Annotated in this window: 23 protein-coding genes and 1 other RNA gene; 13 read left to right on the plus strand and 11 right to left on the minus strand. The window is 55.1% G+C overall.

What is annotated here, in order from left to right; genetic code table 11:
* Nucleotides 1-9: 9 nt before the first annotated feature.
* Nucleotides 10-1,341 (minus strand): amino acid permease, encoded by a 1,332-nt coding sequence (locus tag ACMWJS_RS16880; protein ID WP_045910069.1) that lies wholly within the window; start codon nucleotides 1,339-1,341, stop codon nucleotides 10-12.
* Between the two features lie 350 nt (nucleotides 1,342-1,691).
* Between ACMWJS_RS16880 and ACMWJS_RS16885 the strand changes: the two genes are divergently transcribed.
* Genes ACMWJS_RS16885 through ACMWJS_RS16895 form a run of 3 tightly spaced genes read left to right on the plus strand, consistent with a single transcriptional unit; the run spans nucleotide 1,692 to nucleotide 2,968 of the window.
* Nucleotides 1,692-2,141: an STM2901 family protein gene (locus ACMWJS_RS16885; protein ID WP_414747338.1), complete on the plus strand. Its 450-nt coding sequence runs from the start codon at nucleotides 1,692-1,694 to the stop codon at nucleotides 2,139-2,141.
* A gap of 2 nt (nucleotides 2,142-2,143) precedes the next feature.
* On the plus strand, nucleotides 2,144-2,461 hold the full coding sequence (locus ACMWJS_RS16890) for a DUF1493 family protein (protein ID WP_223540595.1): 318 nt from the start codon (nucleotides 2,144-2,146) through the stop codon (nucleotides 2,459-2,461).
* Nucleotides 2,462-2,482: 21 nt separating this feature from the next.
* Complete coding sequence (locus ACMWJS_RS16895; protein WP_111967420.1) at nucleotides 2,483-2,968, plus strand: Hcp family type VI secretion system effector; 486 nt, start codon at nucleotides 2,483-2,485, stop codon at nucleotides 2,966-2,968.
* Nucleotides 2,969-3,043: 75 nt separating this feature from the next.
* Here the strand turns inward: ACMWJS_RS16895 and ACMWJS_RS16900 are convergent, their stop codons facing one another.
* The 9 genes from ACMWJS_RS16900 to garL form a co-directional block, all read right to left on the minus strand.
* A complete protein-coding gene (locus tag ACMWJS_RS16900) occupies nucleotides 3,044-3,454 on the minus strand; it encodes a Spy/CpxP family protein refolding chaperone (RefSeq protein WP_045371418.1) in 411 nt (136 codons plus the stop codon).
* A 148-nt stretch (nucleotides 3,455-3,602) separates the two neighbouring features.
* Nucleotides 3,603-5,897, minus strand: coding sequence for a formate C-acetyltransferase (gene pflB, locus ACMWJS_RS16905; protein WP_414747339.1), 2,295 nt, complete (start codon nucleotides 5,895-5,897; stop codon nucleotides 3,603-3,605).
* Between the two features lie 15 nt (nucleotides 5,898-5,912).
* On the minus strand, nucleotides 5,913-7,121 hold the full coding sequence (gene tdcD, locus ACMWJS_RS16910; RefSeq protein WP_414747359.1) for a propionate kinase: 1,209 nt from the start codon (nucleotides 7,119-7,121) through the stop codon (nucleotides 5,913-5,915).
* 30 nt (nucleotides 7,122-7,151) lie between these two features.
* Nucleotides 7,152-8,483, minus strand: a complete 1,332-nt coding sequence (gene tdcC, locus ACMWJS_RS16915) for a threonine/serine transporter TdcC (protein ID WP_045415282.1) — start codon at nucleotides 8,481-8,483, stop codon at nucleotides 7,152-7,154.
* 9 nt (nucleotides 8,484-8,492) lie between these two features.
* Nucleotides 8,493-9,482, minus strand: coding sequence for a bifunctional threonine ammonia-lyase/L-serine ammonia-lyase TdcB (tdcB, locus tag ACMWJS_RS16920; protein WP_023326154.1), 990 nt, complete (start codon nucleotides 9,480-9,482; stop codon nucleotides 8,493-8,495).
* A 100-nt stretch (nucleotides 9,483-9,582) separates the two neighbouring features.
* Nucleotides 9,583-10,503, minus strand: coding sequence for a transcriptional regulator TdcA (gene tdcA / locus ACMWJS_RS16925; RefSeq protein ID WP_414747340.1), 921 nt, complete (start codon nucleotides 10,501-10,503; stop codon nucleotides 9,583-9,585).
* A 690-nt stretch (nucleotides 10,504-11,193) separates the two neighbouring features.
* Nucleotides 11,194-11,570, minus strand: an RNA gene (gene rnpB, locus ACMWJS_RS16930) — RNase P RNA component class A.
* Nucleotides 11,571-11,629: 59 nt separating this feature from the next.
* The gene (gene garR / locus ACMWJS_RS16935; protein WP_069719922.1) at nucleotides 11,630-12,520 is read right to left on the minus strand and encodes a 2-hydroxy-3-oxopropionate reductase; all 891 of its coding nucleotides are present in this window, start codon (nucleotides 12,518-12,520) and stop codon (nucleotides 11,630-11,632) included.
* A 21-nt stretch (nucleotides 12,521-12,541) separates the two neighbouring features.
* Entirely contained in the window at nucleotides 12,542-13,312 is a 771-nt protein-coding gene (gene garL, locus ACMWJS_RS16940) for a 2-dehydro-3-deoxyglucarate aldolase (protein ID WP_048992584.1), read from the minus strand.
* A 374-nt stretch (nucleotides 13,313-13,686) separates the two neighbouring features.
* Here garL and garD point away from each other — a divergent pair, with 374 nt between their 5' ends.
* On the plus strand, nucleotides 13,687-15,258 hold the full coding sequence (gene garD, locus ACMWJS_RS16945) for a galactarate dehydratase (protein ID WP_414747341.1): 1,572 nt from the start codon (nucleotides 13,687-13,689) through the stop codon (nucleotides 15,256-15,258).
* Between the two features lie 45 nt (nucleotides 15,259-15,303).
* On the opposite strand, the gene ACMWJS_RS16950 is transcribed toward garD, so the two are convergent.
* Nucleotides 15,304-16,107 carry a DeoR family transcriptional regulator gene (locus ACMWJS_RS16950; RefSeq protein ID WP_045415290.1) on the minus strand — a complete coding sequence of 268 codons (804 nt, stop codon included), beginning with the start codon at nucleotides 16,105-16,107 and terminating at the stop codon, nucleotides 15,304-15,306.
* A gap of 239 nt (nucleotides 16,108-16,346) precedes the next feature.
* On the opposite strand from ACMWJS_RS16950, the gene kbaZ reads away from it, so the two are divergent.
* The 9 genes from kbaZ (at nucleotide 16,347) to malX (ending at nucleotide 25,349) form a co-directional block, all read left to right on the plus strand.
* Complete coding sequence (kbaZ, locus tag ACMWJS_RS16955) at nucleotides 16,347-17,654, plus strand: tagatose-bisphosphate aldolase subunit KbaZ (RefSeq protein ID WP_414747342.1); 1,308 nt, start codon at nucleotides 16,347-16,349, stop codon at nucleotides 17,652-17,654.
* Nucleotides 17,655-17,672: 18 nt separating this feature from the next.
* Complete coding sequence (gene agaV / locus ACMWJS_RS16960; RefSeq protein WP_023333561.1) at nucleotides 17,673-18,146, plus strand: PTS N-acetylgalactosamine transporter subunit IIB; 474 nt, start codon at nucleotides 17,673-17,675, stop codon at nucleotides 18,144-18,146.
* Between the two features lie 10 nt (nucleotides 18,147-18,156).
* Entirely contained in the window at nucleotides 18,157-18,936 is a 780-nt protein-coding gene (agaW, locus tag ACMWJS_RS16965; protein ID WP_024906387.1) for a PTS N-acetylgalactosamine transporter subunit IIC, read from the plus strand.
* Complete coding sequence (gene agaE / locus ACMWJS_RS16970; RefSeq protein ID WP_024906386.1) at nucleotides 18,926-19,804, plus strand: PTS N-acetylgalactosamine transporter subunit IID; 879 nt, start codon at nucleotides 18,926-18,928, stop codon at nucleotides 19,802-19,804. Before agaW ends, agaE begins: the two co-directional genes overlap by 11 nt.
* 16 nt (nucleotides 19,805-19,820) lie before the next feature.
* The gene (gene agaF, locus ACMWJS_RS16975) at nucleotides 19,821-20,255 is read left to right on the plus strand and encodes a PTS galactosamine/N-acetylgalactosamine transporter subunit IIA (RefSeq protein WP_325818776.1); all 435 of its coding nucleotides are present in this window, start codon (nucleotides 19,821-19,823) and stop codon (nucleotides 20,253-20,255) included.
* Nucleotides 20,252-21,385 (plus strand): N-acetylglucosamine-6-phosphate deacetylase, encoded by a 1,134-nt coding sequence (nagA, locus tag ACMWJS_RS16980; RefSeq protein WP_414747343.1) that lies wholly within the window; start codon nucleotides 20,252-20,254, stop codon nucleotides 21,383-21,385. Before agaF ends, nagA begins: the two co-directional genes overlap by 4 nt.
* 246 nt (nucleotides 21,386-21,631) lie before the next feature.
* The gene (locus ACMWJS_RS16985; protein ID WP_111967412.1) at nucleotides 21,632-22,777 is read left to right on the plus strand and encodes an SIS domain-containing protein; all 1,146 of its coding nucleotides are present in this window, start codon (nucleotides 21,632-21,634) and stop codon (nucleotides 22,775-22,777) included.
* Nucleotides 22,778-22,789: 12 nt separating this feature from the next.
* Nucleotides 22,790-23,662: a tagatose-bisphosphate aldolase subunit KbaY gene (gene kbaY, locus ACMWJS_RS16990; RefSeq protein ID WP_414747344.1), complete on the plus strand. Its 873-nt coding sequence runs from the start codon at nucleotides 22,790-22,792 to the stop codon at nucleotides 23,660-23,662.
* Nucleotides 23,663-23,777: 115 nt separating this feature from the next.
* Nucleotides 23,778-25,349 carry a maltose/glucose-specific PTS transporter subunit IIBC gene (gene malX / locus ACMWJS_RS16995; protein ID WP_325818773.1) on the plus strand — a complete coding sequence of 524 codons (1,572 nt, stop codon included), beginning with the start codon at nucleotides 23,778-23,780 and terminating at the stop codon, nucleotides 25,347-25,349.
* Nucleotides 25,350-25,360 lie beyond the last annotated feature (11 nt).

Below are 25,360 nucleotides of genomic sequence, written 5' to 3' on the forward strand. Positions count from 1 at the left end.
TAATGACCCTCAGGAGAATGCGAGGAAAGGAGAAACACAAAGCAGCAGTCCGGTGATGATGATTATCACCAGCGATACGCCTTTATATTTATGCAGCGCCGGTACCTTGTAGACCAGCCATGCCGGGATCAGACAGCCCACCATGCCGAAGATGGGGCTGCAAATGGAGGTGAAGCTCAGCACCGGCGCGTTCAGGACTATCGCGCTCCAGGCCAGCAGAATGGCGAACAGCATAATCCCGCGCTGGACGGCGTTTTCATTGATTCTTTCTGCCGGCATTTTGCGGCGCAGGATGTTCATGACGATACCCTGCGTAGCCTCGCGGAAGCCGAGGTAGACGCCGAAGAACGCAGTCATCACGGCGAAGATATTGAGGATCACGCTGACGATTTTGACCCAGCCCGCGCCGTCGCCGCTGATGAACTGCGCCGCAATCGCCAGGGCAGAGATATTCTGCTCGTAGGCTTTGACCGCCTCATCGTGCCCCATCGCCAGGGTGAAGGAGACGGCGTAGAAGAAGACCGTCACAAACAGGATGCCAAAAGCAATGTTCATCGCCCGCAGTGCCTTATGACGCGCCACCTCCACCGATTTTTCACGTGAACGATACGAGATCACCATCGGGCTCAGGGTCTGAATAAAGAGAATGGAGGTTAAGGTAAAGGGCAGCGTAATGATGGCATTTTTAATCAGCAGCCCCAGCGGCGGCAGCATGCCCACGTTGGCTAAATGCCAGAGGCCAATCATTGACAGCCCCAGCGCCGCAACGACAAACAGCTTGGTAAGCACCATCAGGCTGGACACTTTAAACAGCAGCTTTTCACCGCGTGACGAAATCGCGACCAGAATGCAAATCAGAAATAAACCGTAGAACGGATTTTCCGAGAGCAAACCGTCGGTCACGCCGAAGGTGTGCAAATACGAGGCGCTGTCGTTGGTAATGGCCGTAGAATAGACGAACATCCAGATCACCAGCATGACGAAATAGAGCGCACCTAATAAAATGCCCCAGTTTTTGCCCAAATACCCGCTAATCACGCTCGGGTAGTCTTTACATTCCGGGGATTCCGCCAGCGTGTTAATAAACAATCGCTGGAATAAATACATGGCGGGATAACCAATAATGGAGGAGAGCAAAAATACCCACAGCCCCATTAATCCGACCTGCACGGGGAGAAAAACAATCCCCGCGCCGATAGCCATCCCAATACTCATGATGACCCAACCCGTGTCGGTGCTGTCGAATTTAATCGCCTCTCGCCATTCGCTTTCACTCATTCCCGCCCGCCTTGCCGCGGGGGAATCATTCACAATGACACTGCTGTTTGTTGCCGTATCCATGGGGCACTCGCTTATTTTGTAGGGTAAACAGTTGTTTTTATAGGGTTCCGATCGCCAGCGATTGCGATTCAGATGGCAGCAGGTGCTTGTTATTGGTGTGAGAAAATCTTAACCGGAGCGAGGGAGAAAAAAGTCACAAGTTTTATGTGGTTTTTATACATTGAGAGTAAAGTATTCCATTAAACCATAAAAAACAGATAGTATTTTCTAAAAGTGATACAGCTCAAAAAAAATCATATCATCATTAAAACGACAATATTTCAGAATTTATAAAGATGAAAGCCCTACTCTCCGCCTTTTCTTTTTTATAGGATGATATTTCAACAAACCACCGGATGATTACGGTTACTATGGACAGCGTTGAAGAACTCAATGGAACATACTTTTATAAAGGTGTATGTAACATCTCAGCATCTGAGTTATTTTTTTGGATTTTTCTGGATGCCACCGATGAACAGTTCGGCGGATTAAAGGATGTCGTAATGATGGCCACTATGGTTCTTGGTTTACCGATACTTGAAACCAGAACAAAGCCAGAAACGGCTACAATAGGCACATCTGTAGCATCTAAATACCTGCGAGATCTACTGAATGTACAGCAACCACACCGACTACCTACAATTACACTTGCAAGCTTCAGATACCGAAAACCAATGTATACAAAAAACTTAGGTGCATTCATCGGTAGATGGATACCGGCATTAGGAATAACCATACTTACTGCAGATGTTGCAATGATAAGTTACAAAACGCTCTCACGCTATAATACAATTGCTCATCCTAAAGATCGGATTTGGTGAATATGACTAGTGAAACGGATGTTTTGAAATTCTTCAGAGATATTTTACCAGAACAAGGAACATTTACTGGCAAGCGAATCCCACTTGAGATGGATGATGTTCTACAGGATTACACCGATCTGGATGATGTTGTATATGCCATTGAGAGATTTGAAAAAGTGTACCTTATCGACGTTAACACTGAAAATTATTTCCCCTGGACTCAAACCTGGTTTTTCAGGAAATGGTTTACTAAAGAACCGGTTAAGCAAATATCAAAGCCATTGACGGTAAGAATGTTTGCCGAAGCGGTTAAAGCAGGTAAATGGATACACGATTGATATTTAGAAGGAGTATTTATAATGGCCGTACCTGTTCACATTTGGTTCTATGACGATGGTGGCTCACTCATTAAAGGTTCATGTGATGTTCAGGATCGTGAAGGGAGTGTTGAAATTAGAGGTTTAACCCATAATGTGAGTATTCCAACCGATCCACTCTCCGGAAGATTAACCGGCACGAGGAAACACGCTCCTTTTCTTTTCGAGAAGGAAATTGATAGCTCATCTCCCTATCTTTATAAGGCGGTAGCGACAGGACAAAACCTTAAGAAAGTTGAGATTAGATATTACCGAATTAATGACGCAGGTCTGGAGGTAGAATATTTTAAAACTGAGCTGGACAGTGTAAAAGTTGTCTCTATCTCCCCAATTGTTAACGATACTCGTCACTGTCCTGGTACTGGCCACCTTGAATCTATTCAATTGCGCTACGAAAAAGCGACCTGGACCTATTGCGACGGGAACATTCAATTCTCAGATGCATGGAATGAACGGGCATCAGCATGAAAGTCAGGATCATTCCTCACAGAATCTATTTAAAGCGATTCTGTGAGGTCTCATTTCTAATGAATGATTTCAGGATTACTCAGCCAGCGCGTTAGCCATATCCGTTCTAATCTGTTTGCGCTGTTCCGGCGTTAACACCTGGCTGACGTCGAAGTAATATTTCACGCGGTAATAGCGGGTCTGTTCTTCAATTTTGCTGAATGCACTAAGCTGGCTTTTCACCGTGCTTTCGTCCCATTTACCCGCCTGGAACATGTCGATAAGCGCGCCGTCCTTCACGCCCGTCATTGGGATCTTGCTGACATTTTGTTCCAGCTGCTTATGCAGATCTTCAATCTTCTTAACCTGCTCATTACTGAGCTTCAGGTGCTGAACCAGCGGATCCTGCGATGGAGACGGAGCAGCCTCAACGTTAGCGGCCTGCGCCGTAAAACTGCACACGGCCAGCGCGGCGGCGGCCAACGCAATACGGGTCATTTTCATCATCTTACTGTCCTTACATTCTGTTATAGGGGAAAGCAGGCGTATTGTTTTTCAAGAGCGGATGAATATGTGTGAGTAATTATATAAACAATTTTGTATGTTTAGCGGGCAAAAAAAGCCCCCTGCGTTGAGGGGGCATGAGAACTCACATTTAGATAGATTGGGTAAACGTTCGCGAAATCACATCCTGCTGCTGCTCGCGCGTCAGCGCATTAAACCGCACCGCATAGCCCGAAACGCGGATCGTCAGGTTCGGGTAGTTCTCGGGATGCGCAATGGCATCGAGGAGCATCTCCCGGTTCATCACGTTAACGTTCAGGTGCTGCCCGCCCTCAATAGACGCTTCGTGATGGAAGTACCCGTCCAGCAGCCCTACCAGGTTGGTTTTGCGCACCAGCTCATCTTTGCCCAGCGCCTGCGGCACGATGGAGAAGGTGTAGGAGATGCCATCTTTGGCATAGGTGAACGGCAGCTTGGCGACCGACGTTAACGAGGCCACCGCCCCTTTTCTGTCGCGGCCGTGCATTGGGTTCGCGCCTGGGGCAAACGGCGTGCCGCCGCGTCGTCCGTCCGGCGTGTTCCCGGTCTTCTGCCCGTAAACCACGTTGGAGGTAATGGTCAGGATCGACTGAGTCGGTACCGCGTTGCGGTAGGTTGGCAGCGCCTGAATTTTCTTCATAAAGCGCTCCACCAGATCGCAGGCGATGCTGTCCACGCGATCGTCGTTGTTGCCGTACTGCGGATAGTCCCCTTCTATCACGAAATCGACCGCCAGACCGGTATGGTCGCGCACCGGCTTCACCGTGGCGTATTTAATGGCGGACAGAGAGTCCGCCGCTACCGACAACCCGGCAATGCCGCAGGCCATGGTACGGTAAACGTCCCGGTCGTGTAGCGCCATCAGCGAGGCTTCGTAGCTGTACTTATCATGCATGTAGTGAATGAGATTCAGCGCGCTGATGTACTGCACCGCCAGCCAGTCCATAAAGTGATCGAGGCTCGCCATCACGGTGTCGTAATCCAGCACGTCGTCCAGCAGCGGCTCGGTTTTCGGGCCGACCTGGATCTTCAGTTTCTCGTCCACCCCACCGTTGATCGCGTACAGCAGCGTTTTGGCGAGGTTGGCGCGCGCGCCAAAGAACTGCATCTGCTTGCCGATCACCATCGGGCTGACGCAGCAGGCAATCGCGTAGTCGTCGCTGTTGAAGTCGGCACGCATCAGGTCGTCGTTTTCATACTGCAGCGACGAGGTGACAATCGACACCTGCGCGGCGTATTTCTTGAACGCGATCGGCAGCTGTTCTGACCAGAGGATCGTCAGGTTCGGCTCCGGCGCGGGTCCCATGGTGTGCAGCGTGTGCAGATAGCGGAAGCTGTTTTTGGTCACCAGCGTGCGGCCGTCCAGCCCCATGCCGCCGATCACTTCCGTGGCCCAGATCGGATCGCCGGAGAAGAGCGTGTCGAATTCCGGCGTGCGCAGGAAACGCACCATGCGGATCTTCATGATGAAGTGGTCGATCAACTCCTGCGCCTGCACCTCATTCAGGCGTCCCGCCTGCATGTCGCGTTCGATGTAGATATCGAGGAACGAGGCCGTGCGCCCCAGCGACATGGCTCCGCCGTTCTGGGATTTCACCGCCGCCAGGTAGGCAAAATAGAGCCACTGCACCGCTTCCTGGGCGTTCATCGCCGGGCGTGAGATATCAAAGCCATAGTTCGCCGCCATCTGCTGGATCTGCAGCAGCGCGCGCTTGTGCTCCGCCAGCTCTTCGCGCAGGCGGATCGTCGCCTCCAGATCTTCGCCGCGCTCCAGCCTGCCCTGCAGATCGGCGAACTGAAGTTCACGCTCGCGCACCAGATAGCGGATGCCGTACAGCGCCACGCGGCGATAGTCGCCAATGATGCGCCCGCGCCCGTAGCCGTCCGGCAAACCGGTCAGCACGCCGGATTTACGGCAGCGCATCATCTCCGGCGAATAGACGTCAAACACCCCCTGGTTGTGGGTTTTGCGCAGCTCGGTAAAGAGATATTCAAACTGCGGATCCATCTCCCGCCCGTAGGCCTCAAACGAGCTGCGGATCATGTTGATCCCGCCGTACGGATGCAGTGCGCGCTTGAGCGGCCTGTCGGTTTGCAGGCCGACGATCGTCTCCAGATCCTGATCGATGTAGCCCGGCCCGTGGGCCGTAATGGTGGTGGCAATGTTGGTGTCAAAATCCACCGGGGCGTGGGTGGCATTCTCCTGACGAATGCCGACCATCACCTTCTGCCACAGCGCCGTCGTTGCTGGCGTCGCCTGCGCGAGGAAAGCTTCATCGCCGTCGTAAGGGGTGTAGTTATGCTGAATAAAATCGCGCACGTTGACGGCGTTTTTCCATTCTTCACCGCGAAACCCGGCCCATGCGTCGCTGTAGGGGGCGACGCCCGTATCGATTGTTACGTTCATGTGTTTCTCGCTTTATCAGGCGTAAGCCGCAGCCGGGGTAACCTTCCCAAGACGGAGGGCGTCCAGCGCGATCATTTTTTCTTCGTTGGTAGGGATCACCGCGCAGACCACGCGGGACGAATCGGTGCTGATGACGCGCTCACCCGCGCTACCCGGCAGGGCATTTTTGGCGTCGTCGAGGATGACGCCAAACACCTTCAGGCGTTCAGCCACCAGGGCGCGAATCAGCGTTGAGTTTTCGCCGATGCCGCCGGTAAAGATCACCGCATCCAGGCGGTGCAGCGACGCCGCGTGCCCGGCAATGTGTCGCGCAATGCGGTGAACGAAGGTCTGGATCGCAAGCACAGCCCGCTCGTTACCTTCATGCCAGGCTTTCTCCAGCACCCGCAGGTCAGAAGAGATGCCGGAGATCCCCAGCAACCCGGACTCTTTGTTGACCACGCGCTCCAGATCCTCAAACGACTGACCGGTCTGCTGAGCAATCCACGCCATCGCGCCAAAATCCACGTCGCCGCAGCGCGTACCCATCATCAGTCCTTCCAGGGGGGTCATCCCCATGGAAGTATCCACGCTTTGGCCGTTGCGCACCGCGCAGATGGACGCCCCGTTGCCAAGATGGGCGATCACCAGGCCGCTGTCATCGGGGGACAGCCCGAGAAGCGAATGTGCCTGCGCGGCCACATAGCGGTGAGAGGTGCCGTGGAAGCCGTAGCGGCGCACGCCCAGCGCTTCAAAATAGCGGTACGGCAAACCGTACAGATACGCCTGCGGCGGCAGCGTCTGGTGGAAGCTGGTATCAAATACCGCGACCTGCTGCACGCCCGGGAACAGACGCTCTGCGGCTTCCACACCGCTCAGGTTGGCGTAGTTATGCAGCGGCGCCAGCGGAGAGACCTGGCGGATCTGCTCAATCACCTCTTCCGTAATCAGGGTCGACTCGCTGAAGAGGTCGCCGCCGTGCGCAATGCGGTGGCCAATTAACGCCACGCTGCTCATCAGGTCACGCTTCTCCAGCTCCAGGGCGATGGCAGCCAGCGCCCCTTCGTAGTCCTGGTGAGCCAGTCTGGCTGGCTCACCCCCGTTCACGGAAATAAAGGCCTTTTCAGTGTTGATGCCGTCAGCAATGCCCGTCATCAGGGCGTCGCAACTGCTGGCGTCGAGCACCGAAAACTTAACAGAGGACGAACCGCAGTTAATTACCAGTACAACCGGAAACTCAATCATCATGTGACTCCGCTCTTCCTGAGCAATGGTTTAGAACAGTTTGTAAACGATATTCAGAATGGTCAGCAGGCCCACAACCGTGACGAAGATGTTCTCGGGTTTGCCCTTATATTTCGCCATGGCTGGCGCTTTGCGGATGGCGTACATCGGCAGCAGGCACAGCAGAGAGGCGATAATTGGCGCGCCCATGGCTTCGATAAGGTCGAGAATATTCGGGTTGGCGTACGCCACAATCCAGGTGGAGCCCATGATGAAGACCATGCTGATGGTGTTCAGTTTGCCGACAGAGACCTTCTTCTTATCGCCTTTGTAGCCGAACTTGAGGATCAGGCCATTCAGCCCTTCCAGCGTGCCCAGGTAGTGGCCAAAGAAGGATTTGAAAATAGCGACTAAAGCAATAATGGAAGCGCCGTATTCCAGTACCGTCGCAAACGTCGATTTGGTACCGGACATCGAGGCAAAGTGGTTCGCCAGGTAAGAGAGCACCGGGATGTTCTGCGCTTTGGCATCCGCCATGTTCTGCGGAGAGAGCGTAAACAGGCAGCTAAAGGCGAAGAACATCACCACGGCGACCATCAGCATGCTGGCGCGACCGATGATTTTGGAACATTTCTGCTCGGTGAATTCTTTACCGAACTCCGGCTCGTACTCTTCGCGCTTGGAAACCACAAACGAGGAGACGATAGGCGAGAAGTTAAAGGAGAAGACCATGATGGAGATCCCCAGCCACACCGTGACCAGGATGCCGTCATGGCCGGTGAAGGCGATATCGCTCAGGTTGACCTGGTCGATCACTGCGGAGTTCCAGTAAGGGATCAGCGACAGCGAAATCAGCACCAGACTGGCAATAAACGGGAATACCAGGAAGCTCATCACCTTCACCATCAGGTCCTTACCGAACCAGATGACAAAAGCCATCAGCAGCAGCAGGAACAGCGCCACCACGCCGCGGTTCAGCGCAGGCAGCTGGAGCTGGTTTTCCCAGAAGGTCATGAAGGTGTTAGTAATGGTGACGCCGTAAATCCACAGCAGCGGGCAAATGGCAAAGAAGTAGAGGAACGTGATCACCACCCCGCCGGTTTTACCGAAATGCTCTTCCACCGTTTCGGTAATGTTGCCGGAGACGTTGCTGCCTGACAGGCAGAGGCGCGCCAGCGCGCGGTGGCAGTAGAACGCAATCGGGAACGCGAGAACCAGCATCAGCAGGATAGGGATTAATCCGCCAAAGCCTGCGCGAATGGGGAAGAACAGCACGCCTGCGCCAATGGCGGTACCAAACAGGCCAAGCGTCCAGGTGGTATCAGACTTACGCCAGGAGGACGTTTTTGTCTGGCCAACGATAATGCTTTCTGTGTTGCTCATAGGTCACCTTTATGCGTCAACGAAGCCGGTAATTTGGGAAACACGGGAGAGATCGATATTGCCGCCGGAAATAATGCAAACGGTTTTGCGGCCCTGAATATAGTGGTCCAGTTTGCCGCTTAATAACGCCGCGCAGGCCAGTGCGCCAGCGCCTTCCGTCACCACTTTATTTCGCTGAATAAGGGCAATCATGCTGTTGCGAATATCGTCTTCGCTCACCAGCACAATGTCATCGACCAGTTCACGAACGATTTCGAAGGTTAATTTGCCCGGGCGAGAGACGTCGCAGCCGTCGGCTAACGTGCCGGTGACGCGATGGTTGGTTATTTCTCCTGCCTGCCAGGAGGCTGCCATTCCGTGCACGTTTTCAGACTGTACGCCGATAATATTAATGGTCGGGTTGATGGATTTAATCGCCGTCGCAATCCCGGCAATTAAACCGCCGCCACCGATAGGAACAATCACGTTATCCACGTCATATAAATCTTCGAGAATTTCCAGGCCGATGGTGCCCTGACCGGCAATCACTTTGGCGTCATCGTAAGGCGGGATAAAAATGCGCCCTTCCATCTCGACGATTTCGCTGACTTTGGCGATGGTGTCGTTAAAATTCTCACCGTGCAGCACCACTTCCGCCGAGTAGTCGCGCGTCGCGGCCACCTTGGATTTTGGTGCGCCCATTGGCATCACCACTTTGCCATCGATGCCGAGCATGGCGCAGGAAAGGGAAACCCCCTGCGCGTGGTTTCCGGCTGAGCAGGCGACCACGCCTTTGCGTTTTTCAGCATCGGTCAGCGAGCTTAATTTATTAAACGCGCCGCGAATTTTGAACGAGCCGGTACGTTGCATGTTCTCAAACTTCAGGAATATTTCGCCCTTGCAACGTTCGCTCAGATAATTCGAGCGTGGCATACCGGTTTTATATATCTTGCCTGCCAGGCGTTTTCTGGCATCCTGAATATCTTCAATGGTTACCGGGAGATCGTAAGTAATATGCATAATATCCTCGTTATAATAATTCATTCTTTTCAGGCAAAGTCAGGGTATCAGAGCGTTAATGCGTTAAGCTCTGGGTATTTTTAAAATAGAAACTTATTATTTATCGTCGTCTTTCGACATTCATCGACGAATATTGTTTTGCCAGCCCAACTAATACGGACGCCGATTTTTTAATTCTGTAATTTTTAGACCACACGGCGGCATAACGCGCCACGGGTAATTCATCTTCCACAGGCAGCACAATAAATTGATCCGAACCGAATGGGGCGATCATGTCGCGGGGAATCACCGTCAGATAATCGGCATTCAGGACAAGGTTATAAATGGTGACGACCGAATCGGTCTGGACGATGTTTTCGATGCTGATGTGGTTGTCTTGCAGAGTAGTCAGGAGTTCTTTGTAGTAGCCCATATCGGTTTGCGGCATCACCCATTGCTCATGCGTGAGCGATGCCAGTGTCGTCGGGCCGGTGCACGTTCGCGTTTTGCTGGCAACAAGCACAAACTCGGACTCAAACAGCGGTTCGACGTGCAGATCCTGCAGCAGCATTTCGTCGCTCAGCGTCCCGATGGCAAAATCCAGACGACCGTCGCGAATGGCCGGGAGGAAAGAGGAGAGCTGGGCTTCATACATTGAGACGCGCGCTTTCGGGAACACTTCCTTAAATTTTTTGATCATCCCGGACAGGAAGGTAAAGCCGATCAGTGACGGGTAGCCAAAGGAGACATCCATAACGGTGCTGAAGCTCAGGCTGTTGATTTCGCTCACCATGTTTTTCATTTCGCGGGTGATCGACTCTGAGTACGAGAGCAGAACCTGGCCCGCGGCGGTCAGTTTCACGCCGGTGTTTTTGCGCACCATCACTTCCACGCCGAAGTAGGACTCAATATCGCTGATAATTTTGCTGACGGCGGGTTGCGTCAGGCCCAGCTGCCTTGCTGCAGAACCTATGGAGCCACTTTTAATGACTTCCTGAAATACCACGAGGTGCTGTGTTTTCGGTAGAATAATAGTGTTCATAATATTCTGCGCTTATTTCCCTATGACGGGGTGAATTCTACTCAATAATGTTTAAAGGGGTATGTGCTGTTACTCACAATTTGCTTTCCAGCCCTTTTAACCCACCTCTCAACAACCCATTAAAAACCTTAAAAATCAACAAAATAGAAACATAAAAATACGCTACAACGCTGATATTGATCAACAAAAATAGCGGTAATAAATTTATTTTATGGCGATAACCCCGATAAATTTCACCGTTCCTAAAAAACCAATAAAGACGATATTTCAGGCAATTAAAGACCAATAAATAACCGTTATTTGTTTGAAACATTCTTTCAATTTATCAATTTTTTTTACGGCGTGAATTTTCAGACTTCAGAAAAAGAGTGGAATACGTCACATATTCATGGGAGAAATGTATTTGATTTCAATATGTGCATATCAAACGAGAAAAGATTTGCGATCATTAAGCTAACAATCATAACAAATTATCAATACTACAGATCGTCGGTTTTTTGGATTTAAATTTTGTGATGTCGATCGTATGCAGATACCGAGGTGGAGTTGATAAGGGAAAAACAGTGAAATGTGCTTAATGTCGCAAATATGAGAATTGATGTCGTTTGTGTGGTTGTCGGGTGGCGCAGCGCTTACCCAGCCTACAACACTCAGAAAGCAAAAACCCCGCCGAAGCGGGGTTCTCTAAGAAGTTGAAGCTGACCGATAAGCCGGGTTCTGTCGTGGACAGTCATTCATCTAGGCCAGCAATCGCTCACTGGCTCAAGCAGCCTACCCGGGTTCAGTACGGGCCGTACCATGTGAACCCCTATTTGGCCTTGCTCCGGGTGGAGTTTACCGTGCCACGGACTGTTACCAGCCGCGCGGTGCGCTCTTACCGCACCCTTTCACCCTTACCTGATCCCGCTTGCGCGGGCCATCGGCGGTTTGCTCTCTGTTGCACTGGTCGTGGGTTTCCCCCCCAGGCGTTACCTGGCACCCTGCCCTATGGAGCCCGGACTTTCCTCCCCTCCGCCCGTCTCCCCCGAAAGGGACGACGACGAAGCGGCGACTGTCTGGTCAGCTTCGGCGCGCAGTATAGAGGGTTTGCGCGCCGCTGTCACCCTCAGGTATAGGTAAGGCGTGATTAACGCGCCACTTCCACCTTCGCCAGTTTTTCGTAGTAGCATGCAATTGCGCTGTGATCGGCCGTGCCCAGGCCATCGGCACGCAGCGCCTGCATCATCTCCATGACCGCTGCGGTCAGCGGCAGCTGTGCGCCCACGCCGTGGGAGGTATCCAGCGCGTTGGCCAGATCTTTGATATGCAGGTCGATGCGGAAACCGGGTTTGAAATTGCGATCCATGACCATGGGCGCTTTGGCATCCAGCACGGTACTGCCCGCCAGACCACCGCGAATGGCCTGATAGACCAGGTCCGGATTGACGCCCGCTTTGGTTGCCAGCGTCAGCGCTTCAGACATGGCGGCAATGTTGAGCGCCACAATCACCTGGTTTGCCAGCTTGGTCACGTTACCCGCCCCAATCTCTCCGGTGTGCACCACGGACCCCGCCATGGCTTTCATCAGGTCGTAAAATTTATCGAAAACCGCTTTATCACCGCCGACCATCACTGACAGCGTGCCATCGATCGCTTTCGGCTCACCGCCGCTGACCGGCGCATCCAGCATATCGACGCCCTTTGCTTTTAGCGCCTCGCTGATTTCACGGCTTGCAAGCGGTGCGATAGAGCTCATATCGATCAGCACCAGGCCCGGTTTCGCGCCGTCGATAATGCCGTTTTCACCCAGCGCAACCTCTTTAACATGCGGGGAGTTTGGCAGCATGGTGATGATGACATCGCACTGCTCAGCAATGGCTTTCGCGGTGGTGGCCGTTTCTGCTCCCGCCGCCATCACCTCAGCCACGGCCTGTGGATTATGATCGGATACCACCAGTGAGTAACCCGCTTTGATGAGGTTCTTACTCATTGGTTTACCCATGATCCCCAGGCCAATAAAGCCCACTTTCAGCGTCATAATCTGTTTCCTCAATGATGGTTATTTTTTAAAAGCGTCCGCTAATTTCTGCGTAGCCGAGCGGAAAACGCCGAGGTCGCTGCCGACGGCAACAAACGTGGCTCCCCACTCCAGATAGCGGCGTGCGTCAGCCTCAACCGGCGCCAGAATGCCGCACGGTTTACCGTGTGCTTTGGCGCGGGCAAAGATGTGCTGGATCGCGCGCTGCACGTCAGGGTGGCTGGCGTTGCCCAGATGGCCAAAGGCGGCAGCCAGATCGCTTGGACCGACGAAGATCCCGTCCACGCCGTTTGTGGCGGCAATCGCGTCGACGTTATCAACGCCCTGCTGGCTCTCGATCTGAACCAGAATGGTGATGTTGCTGTTGGACTGCGCGAAATAGTCCGGGACGGTGCCAAACATATTGGCGCGGTGTGAAACGGAGACGCCGCGGATCCCTTCGGGAGGGTAGCGCGTAGACGCAACGGCCAGTGCCGCTTGTTCTTCCGTCTCCACAAACGGGATCAGGAAGTTGTAGAAGCCGATATCCAGCAGACGCTTGATAATCACTGGTTCGTTGGTGGGGACACGCACCACCGGAGCGCTGTGGCTGCCTTTAAGCGCCATCAGCTGCGGAATAAAGGTGCTGATATCGTTCGGCGCATGCTCGCCGTCCAGTACCAGCCAGTCGAAACCGGCCAGGCCCAGCACTTCGGTGCTGATAGGGTTTGCCAGCGCGGACCAGCAGCCAATCTGAATCTGGTGCGCCGCGAGAGCCGCTTTAAATTTATTCGGGAAGATCGCGTTATTCATCGTATTTACCTTTTTAATTCAGCAGCCTTTTTCAGCATCATTTTATTTATTCAGACACCGCGCCAGCATGATATTTATTATTCTGCCGTATTCTGGCGTGATAAAAACGTCATTCAGTATAAGACGCTATCCGCGACCGCACATTGTTTTAATGCTCAGGTATTACGGTATATTTTGATAAAATTTTTTGCATATGCACAAAGCACTGGGCGCTAATGCACAGAATCAAGGATTACGGGTTCTGAAGCGATCGGGATCACATTTTGCTATTCATTCTGCTGACATGCTTTATTTCTGAAAGCCGCGTATTTATTTCTACCATTAGAAAAATGGCTGAATTTATTATCAGAGTTTTTGCTGGAGAATACTGAACAATGGCCGACATTGAAATTCGACAGGCACCGCCGACGGCGTTTTATATAAAAGTGCACGACGCCGATAACGTGGCGATTATCGTCAACGACAATGGCTTAAAAGCGGGAACCCGCTTTCCGGACGGGCTGGAACTGATTGAGCATGTTCCGCAGGGACATAAAGTCGCCCTGGTGGATATCCCTGTTAACAGCGAAATCGTGCGTTACGGTGAAGTCATCGGCTATGCCGTTCGTTCGATACCGCAGGGAAGCTGGGTGGAGGAGTCGCTGGTGGCGCTGCCAGAAGCGCCGCCGCTGAATACGCTTCCGCTGGCAACCCGCGTGCCGGAACCGCTTCCCCCACTGGAAGGCTATACCTTTGAAGGCTATCGCAATGCGGACGGCAGCGTCGGCACCAAAAATCTGCTCGGCATTACCACCAGCGTGCACTGCGTGGCGGGCGTAGTGGATTACGTGGTGAAAATCATCGAACGCGATCTGCTGCCAAAATACCCGAACGTCGACGGCGTGGTGGGCCTGAACCACCTCTACGGCTGCGGCGTGGCGATTAACGCGCCCGCTGCCGTGGTGCCTATCCGGACCATCCACAATATCGCCCTGAACCCGAACTTTGGCGGCGAGGTGATGGTCATTGGCCTCGGCTGTGAAAAATTGCAGCCAGAACGTTTGCTGCAGGGGACCGAGGATGTCAAAGCCATCCCGGCAGACGAGGCCAGCATCGTGCGCCTGCAGGACGAACGCCACGTCGGTTTCCGCTCAATGGTCGACGATATTTTACAGGTAGCAGAACGCCATCTGGACAAGCTCAACCGCCGCCAGCGCGAAACGTGCCCGGCCTCTGAGCTGGTTGTGGGTACCCAGTGCGGCGGCAGCGATGCCTTCTCCGGCGTGACGGCCAACCCGGCGGTGGGCTTTGCATCCGATCTGCTTGTTCGCTGCGGCGCCACGGTGATGTTCTCCGAGGTGACCGAAGTGCGAGACGCCATCCATCTACTGACGCCGCGCACGGTTAATGAAGAGGTCGGCAAGCGCCTGCTTGAGGAGATGGCCTGGTACGATAACTATCTCGATATGGGCAAAACCGACCGCAGCGCCAATCCCTCCCCCGGGAACAAGAAAGGCGGCCTGGCAAACGTGGTGGAAAAAGCCCTCGGCTCTATTGCCAAATCCGGGCAGAGCGCCATTGCAGAGGTGCTCTCTCCGGGACAGCGCCCGACGAAACGCGGCCTGATCTACGCGGCAACGCCGGCCAGCGATTTTGTGTGCGGCACGCAGCAGGTCGCATCCGGCATTACGGTGCAGGTCTTTACCACCGGGCGCGGCACGCCGTACGGCCTGATGGCGGTACCGGTGATCAAAATGGCGACCCGCACCGCGCTGGCGAACCGCTGGTATGACTTAATGGATATCAACGCGGGCACCATCGCCACCGGAGAAGAGAGTATTGAGGACGTGGGCTGGAAGCTGTTCCACTTCATTCTCGATGTCGCCAGCGGGCGGAAGAAAACCTTTTCGGATCAGTGGGGATTACACAACCAGCTGGCGGTGTTTAACCCGGCACCGGTGACGTGATTTCCCCTCACTCTACCCTCTCCCCCAGGGAGAGGGTAAAAAAATTTAAACCAACACCACCTCAATCCCGCTTTTCCGTAATCCTTCAAGACTTTCCGCCGGAATACCTTCATCGACAATAATCATATCAATCCGTTGCGTATCAATGATTTTATGCAGGCTTGAGCGATTAAATTTGCTGGAGTCAGTAACAACGATAATACGCTCCGCCACCTCGCACATTTTGCGATTCAGACGGGCTTCGTCTTCGTTATGCGTACTCACGCCCCGATCGAGATCGATGGCATCGACGCCCAGGAACAGCAGGTCAAAATGGTAATTCTGTAGCGACTGCTCGGCCTGGTCACCGTAGAAGGATTGCGACTGACGACGCAAATGCCCGCCGGTCATCAGCAACTCCACCCCATCAGCTTCCAGCAGCGCATTCGCTACGTTCATGCCGTTAGTCATCGCAATCACGTCCGTGTGCTGGCGCAGCATGCGGGCGATTTCAAACGTCGTGGTACCCGAATCCAGAATGATGCGGTGCCCGGGTTTGACCAGCGCGGCAGCGGCCTGAGCAATGCTGCGCTTAACCGCCGTATTCAGCGAGCTTTTATCTTCCACGGAAGGCTCAGCGCCCGGCACATTACCTTCGCAAATCAGTGCCCCGCCGTAGGCGCGAACGGCAATGCCCTGCTTCTCAAGAAAGGCGAGGTCATTGCGGATCGTCACCGTCGAAACGCCGTACAGATGAGACAGATCGTTAACCTGCACGCTTCCCTGCGCCCGCAACCGCTGAATGATCTGCTCTCGCCTTTCACTGGTGCCGGTGATGCGCTTTTCTGCGGATGAATCGGTGCTGCTCATACGAGCTCCTTAATCAATATTCTTTCGTTTCATTTCGTTTTGCCTATTAAGGCCTTTCCTTTAAGGGAATGCAAGCCCTGTATGGTGACGATACGCAAGCTGGCATCGCGCTGAAACCTTTCATTATGTTTCTTTTGTGAAACAGATCGGAAAACTATTATCTTTCGTTTTATTTTTATATCACCATGATGCAGGATTAAATGAAACAAAACGAAAGATAAATATCATTACCATCCGAAATGGAGAGGAAAGTGAAACATCTGACAGAAATGGTGGAACACCATAAACGGGGGAATTCAAACGGGATTTACGCCGTCTGCTCCGCGCATCCGCTGGTACTGGAAGCGGCCATTCGTTATGCGCATTCGCATCGATCCCCGTTGCTGATAGAGGCCACCTCCAACCAGGTGGATCAATTTGGTGGCTATACCGGCATGACGCCCGCTGATTTTCACGGGTTTGTCTGCAAGCTTGCCGAGTCGCTCGGTTTCCCGACGTCACAGCTGATCCTCGGCGGCGATCATTTAGGCCCCAACCGCTGGCAAAATCTCCCTGCGGAACGGGCGATGGCCAACGCAGACGATCTGATCAAAAGCTATGTTTCTGCCGGATTCAAAAAGATCCACCTCGACTGCAGCATGTCCTGTGAGGACGATCCGGTTCCCCTGACCGATGCGATCGTCGCCGGACGCGCCGCACGCCTGGCGAAGATTGCCGAAGCGACCTGTCGCGAGCAGTTTGGTGTAGCCGATCTGGTCTACGTTATCGGCACGGAAGTACCGGTTCCCGGTGGCGCGCACGAGACGCTCACCGAACTTGCCGTCACCACGCCGGATGCGGCCCGCGCCACGCTTGAAGCGCACCGCCACGCGTTCGAAAAGGAAGGCTTAACCGACATCTGGCCGCGAATTATTGGTCTGGTCGTCCAGCCCGGCGTGGAGTTCGACCATGCGCACGTCTGCGACTATCAGCCGCAGAAAGCCGTCGCCCTGAGCAAAATGGTTGAAGCCTACGACACGCTGGTGTTTGAAGCCCACTCCACCGACTACCAGACGCCGCAGGCGCTGCGAAAGCTGGTCAACGATCACTTTGCGATTCTGAAGGTTGGCCCTGCCCTGACCTTCGCCCTGCGCGAAGCGCTCTTCGCGCTGGCAGCCATCGAAGAGGAACTGCTGCCAGCGAAAGCCGTTTCTGGCCTGCGTCACGTGCTGGAAAACGTCATGCTCGATCGCCCGGAATACTGGCAAAGCCATTACCACGGTGACGGCAACGCGCGTCGCCTGGCCCGCGGCTACAGCTACTCTGACCGCGTGCGCTATTACTGGCCGGACAGCCAGATTGACGACGCTTTTGAACGGCTGGTGCGCAACCTGGCAGACGAGCCCATTCCGCTGCCGCTGATCAGCCAGTACCTGCCGCTGCAGTACGGCAAAGTTCGCGAGGGCGCTCTCAAGTCAACGCCACGGGAACTCATCATCGACCACATTCAGGACATACTCCAGCAGTACCACGCCGCCTGCGAAGGCGTAACAACGCAAAACGCATAATAAAAAGAGGAAAGCGCTATGCCAAACATTGTCTTATGCCGCATTGATGAACGCCTGATCCACGGTCAGGTAGGCGTGCAGTGGGTGGGGTTTGCGGGGGCAAACCTGGTACTCGTCGCCAACGATGAGGTGGCTGAAGATCCGGTTCAACAGAACCTGATGGAGATGGTGCTCGCGGAAGGGATCGCCGTGCGCTTCTGGTCACTGCAAAAAGTGATCGACAACATTCACCGCGCCGCTGACCGCCAGAAAATCCTGCTGGTCTGCAAATCACCCGCTGATTTTCTGAAGCTGGTTGAGGGCGGCGTGCCCATCACCCGTATCAACGTAGGAAACATGCACTACGCCAGTGGCAAACAACAAATTGCCAAAACGGTCTCTGTCGACGCGAACGATATCGCCGCGTTCAACGGCCTGAAAGCGGCTGGGGTGGAATGCTTCGTTCAGGGCGTTCCAACAGAAACTGCTTTGGATCTCTTTAAACTGCTCTGAGGGATTCACAATGGAAATCAGTCTGTTGCAGGCACTGGGGTTGGGCATACTCGCCTTTATCGCCGGTCTGGATATGTTTAACGGGTTAACGCACATGCACCGCCCGGTGGTGCTCGGGCCGCTGGTCGGCCTGATTCTGGGCGACCTGCATACCGGTATTTTGACCGGCGGCACGTTAGAGCTGGTCTGGATGGGGCTGGCCCCGCTCGCCGGTGCCCAGCCGCCGAACGTCATTATCGGCACCATTGTGGGTACCGCATTTGCCATCAGCACCGGGGTGAAGCCAGAAGTTGCCGTGGGCGTCGCCGTCCCGTTTGCTGTCGCGGTACAGATGGGAATCACGTTCCTCTTCTCGGTAATGTCCGGCGTGATGTCACGCTGCGATCGCATGGCGGCCAATGCAGATACTCACGGTATTGAACGGGTGAACTATCTTGCGCTGCTGGCGCTCGGCATCTTCTATTTTCTGTGCGCCTTCCTGCCGATCTACTTCGGTGCGGAACATGCGAAAACCGCCATTGATGTTCTGCCGGCACGGTTGATTGACGGCCTCGGCGTCGCGGGCGGCATCATGCCTGCCATCGGCTTCGCCGTGCTGCTGAAGATCATGATGAAAAACGTCTACATCCCTTACTTCATTATCGGTTTTGTCGCCGCCGCCTGGCTCAAGCTTCCGGTGTTGGCGATTGCGGCCGCCGCGCTGGCCATGGCGCTGATCGACCTGATGCGTAAATCACCTGAACCGACGGCTCCAGCGGCCCAGAAAGAGGAATTCGAAGATGGCATCTAATCAAACAACGTTACCGGGCGTGTCTGAATCCGAAGAGACGCTGCTGACCGGCGTCAACGAAAACGTCTACGAAGACCAGAGCATCGGTGCCGAACTGACGAAAAAAGATATTAACCGCGTGGCCTGGCGTTCAATGCTGCTGCAGGCCTCGTTTAACTATGAACGTATGCAGGCCTCCGGCTGGCTGTACGGGCTGCTGCCCGCGCTGAAAAAGATCCACACCAACAAGCGAGACCTGGCGCGGGCGATGAAAGGCCATATGGGCTTCTTTAACACCCACCCGTTCCTGGTGACCTTTGTTATCGGCATCATTCTGGCGATGGAGCGCTCCAAGCAGGATGTGAACAGCATCCAGAGCACCAAAATTGCCGTCGGCGCCCCGCTTGGCGGTATTGGCGACGCCATGTTCTGGCTAACCCTGCTGCCCATCTGCGGCGGTATCGGCGCCAGCCTGGCGCTGCAAGGGTCGATTCTGGGGGCCGTGGTCTTTATCGTGCTGTTTAACGTGGTGCACCTCGGCCTGCGTTTTGGTCTGGCGCACTACGCATACCGGATGGGCGTGGCGGCCATTCCGCTGATCAAAGCCAACACCAAAAAGGTCGGTCACGCGGCGTCTATCGTCGGGATGACGGTAATTGGCGCGCTGGTGGCAACCTATGTCCGACTCAATACGACGCTTGAAATCAAGGCGGGTGATGCCGTTGTCAAACTGCAGGCCGACGTTATCGACAAGCTGATGCCCGCGTTCCTGCCGCTGGTCTACACCCTGACCATGTTCTGGCTGGTGCGCCGCGGCTGGAGCCCGCTGCGGCTGATCGGTATCACCGTGCTGCTGGGCGTTGTCGGTAAATTCTGTCACTTCCTGTAAAAGCAAAGAGGTTGCGATGTTAGGCATTATTTTGACGGGTCACGGCGGTTTTGCCAGCGGGCTTGAGCAGGCGATGAAGCAGATCCTCGGCGAACAGCCGCAGTTTATCGCCATCGATTTTCCTGAAACGTCCACCACCACGCGGCTGACCGCTCAGCTTGAGCAGGCGGTGAGTGAACTCGATGCAGAGCACGATATTGTGTTTCTCACCGATTTGCTCGGCGGCACGCCGTTTCGCGTAGCATCGACGCTCGCCATGCAACGGCCGGGGAGCGAAGTGATCACCGGGACCAACCTGCAGCTGCTGCTGGAGATGGTGCTGGAGCGCGACGGATTAAGCAGCGAAGCGTTTCGTCTGCAGGCGCTGGAGTGCGGGCACCGCGGCCTGACGAGCCTCGTAGACGAACTGGGACGTTGTCGCGAGGAAGCCCCTGCCGAGGAAGGGATATGAGGCAGCTGCTGCGCGCGAGGCGGGTGCTTACCGAACAGGGCTGGCTGGATGACCACCAGCTACGCATTGAAAACGGCGTGATTGCGGCTATTGAGCCTGTCCCGGCGGGCGTGACGTCGCGCGATGCGGAACTGCTCTGCCCGGCGTATATCGATACGCACGTCCACGGCGGCGCGGGCGTGGACGTGATGGATGATGCGCCTGACGTGCTGGATATTCTCGCGATGCATAAAGCGCGCGAAGGCGTGGGCGCCTTTTTACTCACCACCGTTACCGCGCCGCTGGAGGCTATCCACGGCGCGCTCGCGCGAATCGCCCGTCGCTGTCAGTCGGGCGGCCCCGGCGCGCAGATCCTGGGCAGCTACCTGGAAGGACCGTACTTTACGCCGCAGAACAAAGGGGCGCATCCGCCGGATCTGTTCCGGGAACTGGATGTCGCCGAGCTGGACAGCCTGATTGACGTTTCACTGAGCACGTTACGGGTGGTGGCGCTGGCGCCGGAAAAACCTGGCGCGTTGCTGGCGATCCGCCATCTCAAACAGCGCGGAATACGCGTGATGCTGGGCCACAGCGCCGCTACGTTTGATCAAACCCTCGCCGCGTTTGACGCGGGTGCTGATGGGCTGGTGCACTGCTATAACGGCATGACGGGACTGCACCACAGGGAACCCGGCATGGTCGGCGCAGGGCTGACGGACAAACGGGCGTGGCTGGAGCTGATTGCCGACGGCCACCATGTCCATCCGGGAGCCATGCGGTTATGCCGTTGCTGCGCAAAAGAACGCCTGGTGCTGATCACCGATGCCATGCAGGCAGCCGGTATGCCGGACGGTCGGTATACGCTCTGTGGTGAAACGGTCACGATGCAAAACGGCGTGGTTCGAACCGGCTCCGGCGGGCTGGCCGGGAGCACGCTCTCGCTGGATGCCGCTGTACGCAATATGGTGGAACATACAGGTATCACTGCCGAAGACGCCATTCATATGGCCTCGCTGCATCCCGCCCGCCTGCTGGGCATGGATAGTCAACTCGGTTCGTTAGCGCCGGGTAAACGCGCGAATCTCAACGCGCTGAACGGGGGTTTACACCTCCAGCAGATCTGGATTCAGGGCCAGGCTCTCCCCCTTTAGCCCTTTCATTGTGTCTCCTTTTGGCTTTACGGCCTGAAACCGTAAGGCCTTTCTTTTCCTTTCCTTTAATCTGCCTCTTCCTTTCCCGATCACACTTTTCGTTTTATTTCTTTTCTTTCATTGAAGTTTCGATTTCTTTTCTATAGATTTTATTTAACTGCTAAAGTGAACAAGTGAAACGAAACGAAAGATAGCGACACGATTGCCAGCGTCTGATGTGGAATTCACACGACTAAGGACTGAGTTATGCCACAAACTACCACCGCCGCAACCGGCACCTGGACCGAGGAAGAGATCCGCCAGCAGCCTGCCAGCTGGATCCGCTCGCTCAACAATATCGATAGCCTGCGCTCTTCGATCGACAGCTTCCTTACGCCGCTGCTGCGCAAGCACGATCTGCGGATCGTCCTGACCGGCGCGGGCACGTCCGCGTTTATCGGCGATATCATTGCGCCATGGCTTGCGAGCCACACCGGGAAAACTATCTCCGCCGTCCCGACCACTGACCTGGTCACAAACCCGATGGATTACTTCAGCCCTGCGCATCCGCTGCTGCTGGTTTCGTTTGCCCGATCCGGCAACAGTCCGGAAAGCGTCGCAGCCGTTGAACTGGCCAATCAGTTCGTACCGGAGTGCTACCACCTGTCGATCACCTGTAACGAGGCCGGAAGCCTGTACCAGACCGCCGTCGACAGCGATAACGCTTATGCCCTGCTGATGCCTGCCGAAACGCACGATCGCGGGTTCGCGATGACCAGCAGCATCACCACCATGATGGCGAGCTGTCTGGCCGTATTCGCCCCGGAAACGATCAACAGTCACACCTTCCGCGACGTGGCCGATCGCTGTCAGGCGATCCTCACCTCGCTCGGCGATTTCAGCCATGGCGTCTTTGGCAGCGAACCGTGGAAACGGATCGTGTATCTGGGAAGCGGCGGTCTGCAGGGCGCGGCGCGCGAATCGGCGCTGAAGGTGCTGGAGCTGACGGCGGGCAAGCTGGCGGCATTCTACGATTCCCCCACCGGTTTCCGTCACGGGCCGAAGTCGCTGGTGGATGACGAAACGCTGGTGGTGGTGTTCATCTCCAGCCATCCGTATACGCGCCAGTACGATCTGGATCTGCTGGCCGAACTGCGCCGCGATCGCCAGGCCCTGCGCGTCGTCGCCATCGCCGCTGAAAACGATCCGGCCATTGAAGCGGGGCCGCACATTCTCCTCCCGCCTTCCCGTCCGTTTAGCGATATGGAACAGGCGTTCTGCTTCCTGATGTATGCGCAGGTCTTTGCCCTTACCCAGTCGCTCAGCGTAGGCAATACGCCCGATACGCCATCCGCCAGCGGGACGGTCAACCGCGTGGTGCAGGGCGTTGTTATTCATCCGTGGCAGGCTTAAGAGGATCTGATTATGAGTATTATCTCGACGAAATATCTTCTCCAGGACGCGCAGACAAAAGGCTATGCCGTTCCGGCGTTCAACATCCACAACGCGGAGACGATCCAGGCGATCCTCGAAGTGTGCAGCGAAATGCGATCGCCAGTGATCCTCGCGGGCACGCCGGGCACCTTTAAGCATATTGCGCTGGAAGAGATTTACGCCCTGTGCAGCGCCTACTCCCTCACCTACGACATGCCGCTGGCGCTACACCTCGATCACCACGAATCGCTGGACGATATTCGCCGCAAGGTCAACGCGGGTGTGCGCAGCGCGATGATCGACGGCAGCCACTATCCGTTTGAACAGAACGTGAAGCTGGTGAAGTCGGTGGTCGATTTCTGCCACCTCAACGACTGCAGCGTCGAAGCCGAACTGGGCCGCCTGGGCGGTGTGGAAGATGACATGAGTGTTGATGCGGAAAGCGCGTTTCTCACCGATCCACAGGAAGCGAAACGCTTTGTCGAACTGACCGGCGTCGACAGCCTTGCCGTCGCCATCGGCACCGCACACGGCCTGTATACCAAGCGCCCAAAAATCGACTTCCAGCGGCTGGCCGAGATCCGTGAAGTGGTCACCGTGCCGCTGGTGCTGCACGGCGCGAGCGATGTGCCGGATGAGGATGTGCGTCGCACCATCGAACTGGGCGTGTGCAAAGTTAACGTGGCAACCGAGCTGAAAATCGCCTTCTCTGACGCGGTGAAAGCCTGGTTTGCCGACAACCCGCAGGGCAACGATCCGCGCTTCTATATGCGGGTCGGCATGGACGCCATGAAAGAGGTGGTCAGAAGCAAAATCACCATTTGCGGCTCCGCAAACCGGCTGCTGCTTCCAGCGGAAGCCTGATCCCATCGCGCATTACGTCAGTACCTAAAAATAACTATAAGCCTCGCAAATATGAAGGCGCGTCCTTAAGCCGGACAGCGCCTTCCATTATCCTAAAAATCCGAGGAGTCCCTACATGACACAGGAAAAGTCGTTTAAATCGAAAGCGTGGGAATTTTTCCAAAGCCTTGGAAAGACCTTTATGTTCCCGGTCTCCCTGCTGGCCTTTATGGGGTTGCTGCTGGGGATCGGTAGCTCCGTCACCAGCCCTTCCACCATTAAAAGCTTTCCCTTTCTGGGCGGCGAGTTAACGCAGTTAACCTTTGGCTTTATCGCCATGGTGGGCGGCTTCGCCTTTACCTATCTGCCGCTGATGTTCGCCATGGCGATCCCGATGGGCCTCGCGAAACGCAACAAGGCCGTGGGCGCTTTTGCCGGGTTCGTTGGCTACATGCTGATGAACATGAGCATCAACTACTACCTGACCGCCACCCACCAGCTTGCCGATGCCGCGACCATGAGACAGGTGGGACAATCGATCGTGCTGGGGATCCAGACCCTGGAGATGGGCGTGCTGGGCGGCATCGTGGTGGGGGTGATTACCTATTTCCTGCACGAGCGTTTTCAGGACACGGTCCTCCACGACGCCTTTGCCTTCTTTAGCGGCATCCGTTTTGTACCGATTATCACTGCCCTTACCCTTTCGCTGGTCGGGCTGTTCATTCCCCTACTGTGGGAATACGTGGCGCTGGGGATTGCCGGGATTGGCCATATTATCCAGAGCACCAGCGTTTTCGGCCCCTTCCTTTACGGCGTGGGCGTGCTGCTGCTTAAACCCTTCGGCCTGCACCACATTCTGCTGGCGATGGTGCGCTTCACGCCAGCAGGCGGGATTGAGATGGTCAACGGCCATGAAGTGGCCGGCGCGCTGAATATCTTCTACGCCGAGCTGAAAGCCGGACTGCCGTTTAGCCCGCACGTTACCGCGTTTCTGTCACAAGGGTTTATGCCGACCTTTATCTTTGGCTTACCTGCCGTGGCCTACGCCATCTACCGCACCGCGCGTCCGGAAAACCGCCCGGTGATTAAGGGACTGCTGCTTTCCGGCGTGCTGGTGTCCGTCGTTACCGGTATTTCAGAGCCGATTGAGTTCCTGTTCCTGTTTATCGCGCCTGCGCTTTACGCCTTCCATATCGTGATGTCGGGCCTGGCGCTGATGGTGATGGCCCTGCTGGGGGTGACCATCGGCAACACCGACGGTGGGATTCTGGATCTGCTGATCTTTGGCGTGATGCAGGGGATGTCGACCAAATGGTATCTGCTGTTCCCGGTCGGTATCGCCTGGTTTGCTATCTACTTCGTCGTCTTCCGCTGGTACATCCTCAAACACGATATCAAGACGCCGGGACGTGAAGTGGATGTAAAGGCTGCACAGCAGGCCGTCGAAGCCAACACCCGCGCGCGTGGAAAATCGAAATACGATCATGGTCTTATCCTGCAGGCGCTCGGTGGCAAAGAGAACATCGAGTCGCTCGACAACTGCATCACCCGCTTGCGTCTGGTGGTGAAAGAGATGGGCCTTATCGATCAGCAGGCGCTGAAAGCAGCGGGCGCCCTGTCGGTGGTGGTGCTGGATGCTCACAGCGTACAGGTGATCATCGGCCCGCAGGTGCAGAGCGTCAAAACCGGCATTGAAGCCTTAATTTAACAGGGGGTCGT

The organism is Enterobacter sp. HK-058-C-ECC (assembly GCF_047531125.1).
Taxonomy (GTDB): Bacteria; Pseudomonadota; Gammaproteobacteria; order Enterobacterales; family Enterobacteriaceae; genus Enterobacter; species Enterobacter quasiroggenkampii.

What these genes read in the sequence shown, in the direction of transcription:
- agaW (WP_024906387.1), top strand. Translation starts at nt 18,157, where the DNA reads ATGGAAATCAGTCTGTTGCAGGCACTGGGGTTGGGCATACTCGCCTTT.
- ACMWJS_RS16985 (WP_111967412.1), top strand. Translation starts at nt 21,632, where the DNA reads ATGCCACAAACTACCACCGCCGCAACCGGCACCTGGACCGAGGAAGAG.
- nagA (WP_414747343.1), top strand. Translation starts at nt 20,252, where the DNA reads ATGAGGCAGCTGCTGCGCGCGAGGCGGGTGCTTACCGAACAGGGCTGG.
- malX (WP_325818773.1), top strand. Translation starts at nt 23,778, where the DNA reads ATGACACAGGAAAAGTCGTTTAAATCGAAAGCGTGGGAATTTTTCCAA.
- tdcD (WP_414747359.1), bottom strand. Translation starts at nt 7,121, where the DNA reads ATGATTGAGTTTCCGGTTGTACTGGTAATTAACTGCGGTTCGTCCTCT.
- garD (WP_414747341.1), top strand. Translation starts at nt 13,687, where the DNA reads ATGGCCGACATTGAAATTCGACAGGCACCGCCGACGGCGTTTTATATA.
- agaV (WP_023333561.1), top strand. Translation starts at nt 17,673, where the DNA reads ATGCCAAACATTGTCTTATGCCGCATTGATGAACGCCTGATCCACGGT.
- ACMWJS_RS16895 (WP_111967420.1), top strand. Translation starts at nt 2,483, where the DNA reads ATGGCCGTACCTGTTCACATTTGGTTCTATGACGATGGTGGCTCACTC.
- ACMWJS_RS16890 (WP_223540595.1), top strand. Translation starts at nt 2,144, where the DNA reads ATGACTAGTGAAACGGATGTTTTGAAATTCTTCAGAGATATTTTACCA.
- ACMWJS_RS16885 (WP_414747338.1), top strand. Translation starts at nt 1,692, where the DNA reads ATGGACAGCGTTGAAGAACTCAATGGAACATACTTTTATAAAGGTGTA.
- kbaY (WP_414747344.1), top strand. Translation starts at nt 22,790, where the DNA reads ATGAGTATTATCTCGACGAAATATCTTCTCCAGGACGCGCAGACAAAA.
- pflB (WP_414747339.1), bottom strand. Translation starts at nt 5,897, where the DNA reads ATGAACGTAACAATCGATACGGGCGTCGCCCCCTACAGCGACGCATGG.
- tdcC (WP_045415282.1), bottom strand. Translation starts at nt 8,483, where the DNA reads ATGAGCAACACAGAAAGCATTATCGTTGGCCAGACAAAAACGTCCTCC.
- ACMWJS_RS16950 (WP_045415290.1), bottom strand. Translation starts at nt 16,107, where the DNA reads ATGAGCAGCACCGATTCATCCGCAGAAAAGCGCATCACCGGCACCAGT.
- ACMWJS_RS16880 (WP_045910069.1), bottom strand. Translation starts at nt 1,341, where the DNA reads ATGGATACGGCAACAAACAGCAGTGTCATTGTGAATGATTCCCCCGCG.
- agaF (WP_325818776.1), top strand. Translation starts at nt 19,821, where the DNA reads ATGTTAGGCATTATTTTGACGGGTCACGGCGGTTTTGCCAGCGGGCTT.
- agaE (WP_024906386.1), top strand. Translation starts at nt 18,926, where the DNA reads ATGGCATCTAATCAAACAACGTTACCGGGCGTGTCTGAATCCGAAGAG.
- kbaZ (WP_414747342.1), top strand. Translation starts at nt 16,347, where the DNA reads ATGGAGAGGAAAGTGAAACATCTGACAGAAATGGTGGAACACCATAAA.
- ACMWJS_RS16900 (WP_045371418.1), bottom strand. Translation starts at nt 3,454, where the DNA reads ATGATGAAAATGACCCGTATTGCGTTGGCCGCCGCCGCGCTGGCCGTG.
- tdcB (WP_023326154.1), bottom strand. Translation starts at nt 9,482, where the DNA reads ATGCATATTACTTACGATCTCCCGGTAACCATTGAAGATATTCAGGAT.
- garR (WP_069719922.1), bottom strand. Translation starts at nt 12,520, where the DNA reads ATGACGCTGAAAGTGGGCTTTATTGGCCTGGGGATCATGGGTAAACCA.
- tdcA (WP_414747340.1), bottom strand. Translation starts at nt 10,503, where the DNA reads ATGAACACTATTATTCTACCGAAAACACAGCACCTCGTGGTATTTCAG.
- garL (WP_048992584.1), bottom strand. Translation starts at nt 13,312, where the DNA reads ATGAATAACGCGATCTTCCCGAATAAATTTAAAGCGGCTCTCGCGGCG.